This window comes from Achromobacter sp. GbtcB20, from assembly GCF_019091095.1.
GTDB classification, from domain to species: domain Bacteria; phylum Pseudomonadota; class Gammaproteobacteria; order Burkholderiales; family Burkholderiaceae_B; genus Achromobacter; species Achromobacter mucicolens.
On record NZ_JAGXJZ010000431.1, the window covers coordinates 1 to 301 of the forward strand.

The following is a 301-nucleotide window of genomic DNA, read 5'->3' on the forward strand; positions in this document are numbered from 1 at the left end:
AATTGAATTTCTCGGGGAAGCAGAAGTATTCGGTCAGCAGGCGGTAGGCCGCATGCGAGCGGGCCGGGAAATCGATCAGCGCCTCGTCCTCCTCGAAGCCGGCGGCCTTCACCGGAATGGAAGACAGCGCCACCCAGCGCCCGTTGTGGTCGGCCTCGGCCCAGGCGCACAGCCCGCGCATGACCAGCGCATCGCGCAGCGCCGCGCAGAACGAGGGCTCGCCGCCGATGAAGACGCGCAGCGCGGGCAGGGGCCGGATCGGCGCGGCGCCGCCGCCGGTGCTGTGCAGGGTGAGGTGCAG

The 301-nt window shown here is 70.4% G+C and carries 1 protein-coding gene; it reads right to left on the reverse strand.

Features of this window, described 5'->3' with window-relative positions; all coding sequences use genetic code 11:
• Positions 1–301: type VI secretion system baseplate subunit TssF (locus KVT32_RS29640; RefSeq protein ID WP_217619378.1), on the reverse strand; the 301-nt coding region annotated here is incomplete at both ends.